Genomic DNA, 6000 nt, shown 5'->3' with positions numbered 1-6000 from the left:
CCGCTGCCCATGGCGATGACGCCGGTCGCGGCCGCCATGGTGATCAGTCCCTTGCGGGTGACCTGTCGCATAGTCTCGTTCCCTGCCTTCTGCCTTCCGGAAAGCCCGGATGCGCCGTTGCGCCCGGGCTGAAATGCCGGGCGGCCCCGGAGTGCATGGCGCGCACTCCGGGGCCGCCCGGCTCAGACCCTCACGGGTTGAGGCACAACGTCACTTGTTGATGCAGGTGTTGCCGAAGGCGGGGTTCAGCAGCCCGATCACGGAGACCGTGTTGCCGCACACGTTCACCGGCACGTGCACGGGAACCTGGATGACATTGCCGGACGCGACACCCGGGGAGTGCACAGCGGCACCCTGGGCACCGGCATCGGCGACAGCCAGGCCCGCACCCGCGAGAACCAGACCACCAGTGACAGCCGCAGCAGCGACGACCTTCTTGATCATTACTTCCTCCTTGTTGGCAATGTGCGATCCCAGCCGCGGACCGCACACCCTGTAACGAGGCGGAAGTTATGGGGCTACGAGCATATGAGTGCATTCACTCTTTTCAGTCGGACACGTACGTTCAAACGATTAATGGAGTGTCGTTTCAGCACGTAACCGGTGCCAGGGGTCCCGGGAGGGGCCCCTTGCGCGCCGCCTCAGGAGGCGTCGATGAACCGGTCGAGGACCCGTACGCCGAACTTCAGGCCGTCGACCGGGACCCGCTCGTCCACTCCGTGGAACATCCCGGCGAAGTCCAGCTCCGGCGGCAGCTTCAGCGGCGCGAAACCGAAGCCGCGGATGCCGAGGTCGTCGAAGGACTTGGCGTCGGTGCCCGCCGAGAGCATGTACGGCACGGCGCGGGCGATCGGGTCCTCGGCCTGGAGCGCGGTCTGCATCGCGTCGACCAGGGCGCCGTCGAAGGTGGTCTCCAGCGCCTTGTCCGCGTGGACGTCCTCGCGCCTGACCCGCGGCCCCAGGATCCGGTCGAGGTCGGCGAGGAACTCCTCCTCGTACCCCGGCAGGAAGCGCCCGTCGACGTGCGCGGTCGCCTGCCCGGGAATGACGTTGACCTTGTAACCGGCGCCCAGCTGTGTCGGGTTGGCGGTGTTCTGCAGCGAGGCGCCGATGAGCTTGGCGATGCCGCCGAGCTTGGCGAGCGTCTCGTCCATGTTCTCCGGGTCGAGCTCGGTGCCCAGCGCGTCCGAGAGCTCATCGAGGAAGTGCCGCAGCGTCTTGGTCACGCGCACCGGGAACTTGTGCCGGCCCAGCCGCGCCACGGCTTCGGACAGCTCCGTGATGGCGTTGTCCTTGTGGATCATCGAGCCGTGCCCGGCGGTGCCGTCCACGGTCAGCTTCATCCAGTGCATGCCCTTCTGCGCCGTCTCCACCAGGTAGAGCCGCAGCTTCTCGTTGACCGTGAACGAGAACCCGCCGACCTCGCTGATGGCCTCGGTGACGCCCTCGAAGAGCTCGGGGTGCTTGTCCACGAGGAAGCGCGCCCCGTACGTGCCGCCCGCCTCCTCGTCGGCGAGGAAGGCCAGGACGATGTCGCGCGGGGGCTTGCGGCCGCTCCTCAGCCGGTCCCGTACGACCGCGAGGGTCATGGCGTCCATGTCCTTCATGTCGACCGCGCCGCGGCCCCACACGCAGCCGTCGGCGATCTCGCCGGCGAAGGGGTCGTGGGTCCAGTCGTCGGCGTTGGCCGGAACGACGTCGGTGTGGCCGTGGATGAGCAGCGCGGGCCGCGACGGGTCCTCGCCCGCGATCCGGGCCACCGTGGAGGCGCGGCCCTTGTGCGACTCGAAGATCTTGGGGTCCAGGCCGACCTCGGCGAGCTTCTCCGCGACGTACTCCGCGGCCGCGCGCTCACCGGGTCCGGAGTGGTCGCCGTAGTTGCTGGTGTCGATCCTGATCAGATCGCGACAGAGGTCGACGACCTCGTCCTCACCGGTCACGCCGCCGGTCCGGGTCGTGCTCGACTCGCTCACGCTGCTTCCTCCCGCTGTCGCTCCGTGTGGTCCGCCCCCATCCTCCCCCCGCTCCCCCTCGCCACCCAAGGGCGGCCTCCCGTCGACATCCCGTGTTCACGCAGGCCAGGGGGGTGATCGAGCACCCCCGGATGTTTGCTATTGTTTTCCACGTCGGAACGGGCACGGCCCGCGAGACAGACACCTTGTCCGGGTGGCGGAATGGCAGACGCGCTAGCTTGAGGTGCTAGTGCCCTTTATCGGGCGTGGGGGTTCAAGTCCCCCCTCGGACACCAGCGAGAACCCCAGTTGATCTGGGGTTTTTTGCTTTTCTGGGGTGCGGCGTGACCAACCACGTGACCAACAGCCCAGAGAGTTGCCTGGTCAGACCAGGGATGACAGGCCGAGTCGGCCCGCACCGGAGGCGGCGAGCTTCCGCGCCCCGTCCTTACGCGAGTGGCCGTACCGAGCCATCGTGTAGCCCGGTGAGTTGGGCCGGACGTTCGCGGCGACAACCGCATCCTCCCGTTCCTGCTCGGGGCGGTCCCGATGCTGGACGATGACCGGGTGAGCCTGCCGAAGGTGGACGGCTCCGACCTGTCCGACGCCTACGCGTGGGCCACCGTCCGCCCCCGCGTGGTCACGCTCTCCGAGGACGCCCGGCCGCTGTGGCGGATCGTGCGTCGGTACGCTCGCATCCTCGGCGAGACCCTGCCCGAAGCTCAGTCCGTGTTCATCGAGCGCACCGCAGAACAGACCCTCAGAGTCGCGGGCTGCCTGGCCGCCGCCGAATGCTCCGAGGCCATCACGAACGAGATGCTGGGAGCCGCGTTCTCCCTCGTACGCTGCTCCGTCCAGGACGCCGTCCGGATCAGCAAGGGAGCCGATTCGCCGAAGGTGAAGCGACAACCGGCCAGTCTCACGGACAAGGTCCGGGCCCGGATCGAGATGAACGGCGGCGCCGCTACCTCCTCCCAGGTGTTGCCTTTACGTCGGGGCAACGGCCGAGGAGGTCAAGGCACTGCCCGAAATCGTCGCCACCGTGGAACGGGCGGGGAAGACGGGCCGACCAGCGACCGTTTTCACGCTGCGCGGTGACAGTCCCAGCAGCCCCGAGGAACCGGCCTCCCATTCTCTGACACCGACGCCGGCCGATCCCGGCCGCGCCCAGAACCGAGACGCCTCCCGTCACGCTGCGCCGCAGCCGGCCAGCGCGGAGAGTGAAGAGAACTGCGCCATGGTCGTGCAACTTGCCCCGGTGGATGCGCCCGGATCAAAGCGCGCGGAACTGTCCACGAGTGGCAACCCCTTCTTGGCGCTGATCTGAACCGCTCGAACAAACCAAAGAACACCCCCGCCGATCCGGTGGGGGTGTTCCTTTGTTGGTCAGTGTGCGGACGTCCCGCCCCAAGGGATCCTGAAGAAGGCCCGCTCCTGCCACATCGCGCCGCCGCGATCATGGAAGGAGCGGGAGTATCAGTGGACGCCCCAGAAGGCGTCAGGGATGCATGGGCACGTCCAGTAGTCCCCCGCGCCACCGTTCTCCATGTCGATGATCACGCAGTTGCGGACGCCATAGCACTTCGGGCAGTGCAGGGAGCCCCCGATGTACGCCTTATCGAACAACTCCACGATGTCCGCGTAGCGCGGATCAATCCACTCGGTCACTGGTCGCGGCGTCGAGGAAACGGATGACAATTCCCCGGCGCCGGACCTCGGCCATAAAGGCGTAGGGGCCAAGCCCACGGGCGCCGGTTGTGATGATCGCCCCGTTCTCCGCAGCCACGCTCATGGCCAACCGGTACAACGAGGCGAGTGCTTCGTCCGGACTCAGCTCCTGGGCTGTGTACGTCGCGTCCTGGCTCATGAGCGGTCGATGGTGTCGAGGCTGCCGACCCGGATGACTTCGGCGAGTCTTTCCGCCACGGACGCAGGCAACTGACCCACATCGACCCACGCCGTTCCCTTGCGGGAAACCGCGGGCCGCAAGTGGGACACCTGCGTCTGTCCTGCCCCCATGTCAGACAGAGCGGTTCTGAGAGCGTCTGTGGCGTCCTGAGCGCGATCCCACGCCGCGCGCCATTCCTGCATGTCCATCACCGCTGCCTCCGCTCGGCGTGCGGGTGGTTTCGCACCTCCGCCGCAGCGTCGTAGGCTTCACTCCACCGCTTGGTCGTCTTGGCCTCTTCCAACTCCCTCACGAGTGCCGCACAGACTCCGCAACCCGGTACCGGAGTGCAGTCGTACAGGTACGCCTCTACCGCTCCCGCCAACTCCACTGGCGGTTGCGGGTACTTGAGCGGACTAGTCATGGCTTCCTCTCGTCGGCGTCTTCGGCGCCCGACAAGTGTCTTCTGCGTAGCGGCAACCCCCGTAGTTTTATGCCTGTGTTGGACTAAAGATCATTCCGATGAGGTTCTAAGCCGGTCCGCGAGGTCTTGCAGCAATCCCCGGGCAGACTGCCCGAATTGGGCTCGCGCCTCGTAGGTTGCGAACTCTTGGAGATGGGATGCAACGTCCCTGGGGTCTCTGAACACCATGACTCCTGTGGAGATCTCCACTGTCGCTATACGCTCGTCGTAGACCGTGAACGTGTTGAGTGGCGCGGGGCCCACCTGGCTATCCAGCGGGATCACGCCCAATCTGACGTTCGGCAAATGGGTCAGCGAGGCAAGGTGGTCGATCTGTACGGCTAGCGCGTCGGACCGAACGAGAGGCCAGCGAATGGCCTGCTCGGTCAGAAGGAACGTGAACCGCTTGGAGCGGTCGTACAGGACCTGTTGCCTGTCCAGCTTTTTGGCCACGGTCCGGGAATGATCACCAGGGATGTGCGCCAGGCTGGCACGGATGTACTCAGGGGTGGAGAGAAGCCCCGTAATCATCGAGAGCAGGAAAAACCGGAACTCTGTGGAGGTCTTCTCCAGTCCGGCTAGCTCAAGCTGTTTCTTGTCCAGGCCTTTCCGGCGTAGCCCGCGCGCGCCCTGCCACTCGGTCGCTGCGAGCCGGGCCAATGCCATGGCTTGGGCAAGCAACTCCGAAGGTGCTTCACAGGCTCGGAAGATCTGTTCTACGTCCACGATGGAAGCGCGAACACGTCCGCTCTCAAGTCGGCTGACCTTCGACTGAGACATGTTGCAGCGGGCAGCGACCCGGACTCCGGAAAGCCCGGACCGCTTGCGTACCGCTTTCAGAAGGGCCGCCAGTTCCTCGCTGGACTGGCCCAGCTCTTCAGGCTCGACACTCACCCGGCGATGTACTCCAGGAACGGCAGAGAAGCCTCTAGGGCTGTCTTCTGGTACTCAATGAACGGGGCAGGGTCGCCCTCGTACAGTTCGCGGCTGATCTGCTTACCGTCCGGCTGATAGTGCATGAGCACGATCGTGGTGCGGTCGAACATCCAGAAGTCGCCCACGTGGTCCGGCAGGGGATTAGGGCGGTCCGTCACGTCGAGGATGCGGATGTCTTCTCCGGCGGGTGCTTGGTGTTGGTAGTACCGATCAAATTCGAACCGCAGATAGTCGCTGAGCGGCTGTCGGACGACGTGCACACGTCCTACCTTGCGAGTGCGCACCATCTCGATCCACGAATCCTCGTACGGACCAGGGAACCGGGCCCCTGCCTTGAACGCTGCGAATCTTCCGCTTCCTGCGGTACGAGGTACTGGGGCAGGGTCTCAAGCCGCCAAGCTTCCTGTCGGAAGTCGCGGAACCTGGCCGCCCACTCCTCACCATCCAAGAGCACGAACGGCCTCCCTCAGCGTCTCCTCAGGGATCTCCACCAGCCCTTAACCCGTGGGCGGGGTGAATGCCGCCGAGAGGTCGCCCTGAACTACGAACGTGCCTCGTTCGGTGCGGTAAACGTTTGGGCAGTCACCCTGCCCGCACTTGCCGTTTCCGTTGCCTGTCAGTCGGGTCAGTTCCTCACGAGCCATGGTGTGAACCCCCTCGTCCCGGCCCCGTGCGGGCCGCTCGGTTCGACGGTACGAGCGGGGCGGGCGGAGCGTCTATGCAAGAACGCGACTATGCACGTCTTGGCATAAAGAAGTCCC

General features: G+C 65.7%; 7 protein-coding genes, 1 tRNA gene and 1 pseudogene. 2 read left to right on the top strand and 7 right to left on the bottom strand.

Annotated features, from left to right (window positions below; genetic code table 11):
* Positions 1-210: 210 nt before the first annotated feature.
* Positions 211-444, bottom strand: coding sequence for a chaplin ChpH (gene chpH / locus DT019_RS30135; protein ID WP_114040110.1), 234 nt, complete (start codon positions 442-444; stop codon positions 211-213).
* A gap of 197 nt (positions 445-641) precedes the next feature.
* The gene (locus DT019_RS30130; protein ID WP_114040109.1) at positions 642-1973 is read right to left on the bottom strand and encodes a M20/M25/M40 family metallo-hydrolase; all 1332 of its coding nucleotides are present in this window, start codon (positions 1971-1973) and stop codon (positions 642-644) included.
* Between the two features lie 187 nt (positions 1974-2160).
* Here DT019_RS30130 and DT019_RS30125 point away from each other — a divergent pair.
* Positions 2161-2248: transfer RNA gene (locus tag DT019_RS30125), tRNA-Leu, on the top strand.
* Positions 2249-2534: 286 nt separating this feature from the next.
* On the top strand, positions 2535-3050 hold the full coding sequence (locus tag DT019_RS40440; protein WP_223279830.1) for a DUF3987 domain-containing protein: 516 nt from the start codon (positions 2535-2537) through the stop codon (positions 3048-3050).
* Between the two features lie 378 nt (positions 3051-3428).
* Here the strand turns inward: DT019_RS40440 and DT019_RS39850 are convergent, their stop codons facing one another.
* The 5 genes and pseudogenes from DT019_RS39850 to DT019_RS30090 form a co-directional block, all read right to left on the bottom strand.
* Positions 3429-3584, bottom strand: a complete 156-nt coding sequence (locus DT019_RS39850) for a hypothetical protein (protein WP_189390057.1) — start codon at positions 3582-3584, stop codon at positions 3429-3431.
* Between the two features lie 19 nt (positions 3585-3603).
* On the bottom strand, positions 3604-3819 hold the full coding sequence (locus tag DT019_RS30110; protein WP_114040107.1) for a hypothetical protein: 216 nt from the start codon (positions 3817-3819) through the stop codon (positions 3604-3606).
* Positions 3816-4049 carry a hypothetical protein gene (locus DT019_RS30105; protein ID WP_147267362.1) on the bottom strand — a complete coding sequence of 78 codons (234 nt, stop codon included), beginning with the start codon at positions 4047-4049 and terminating at the stop codon, positions 3816-3818. Before DT019_RS30105 ends, DT019_RS30110 begins: the two co-directional genes overlap by 4 nt.
* Before the next feature lie 305 nt (positions 4050-4354).
* The gene (locus tag DT019_RS30095; protein ID WP_114040104.1) at positions 4355-5197 is read right to left on the bottom strand and encodes a helix-turn-helix domain-containing protein; all 843 of its coding nucleotides are present in this window, start codon (positions 5195-5197) and stop codon (positions 4355-4357) included.
* A pseudogene (locus DT019_RS30090) lies at positions 5194-5693 on the bottom strand (DUF6879 family protein). Before DT019_RS30090 ends, DT019_RS30095 begins: the two are co-directional and overlap by 4 nt.
* Positions 5694-6000: the final 307 nt, after the last annotated feature.

It is taken from the genome of Streptomyces sp. SDr-06 (genome assembly GCF_003324565.1).
Lineage (GTDB): Bacteria > Actinomycetota > Actinomycetes > Streptomycetales > Streptomycetaceae > Streptomyces.
The sequence above is the reverse complement of the archived record's forward strand: the minus strand, read 5'-3'. Positions and strand labels throughout refer to the sequence as shown.

What these genes read in the sequence shown, in the direction of transcription:
- DT019_RS30105 (WP_147267362.1), bottom strand. Translation starts at nt 4,049, where the DNA reads ATGGACATGCAGGAATGGCGCGCGGCGTGGGATCGCGCTCAGGACGCC.
- DT019_RS30110 (WP_114040107.1), bottom strand. Translation starts at nt 3,819, where the DNA reads ATGAGCCAGGACGCGACGTACACAGCCCAGGAGCTGAGTCCGGACGAA.
- chpH (WP_114040110.1), bottom strand. Translation starts at nt 444, where the DNA reads ATGATCAAGAAGGTCGTCGCTGCTGCGGCTGTCACTGGTGGTCTGGTT.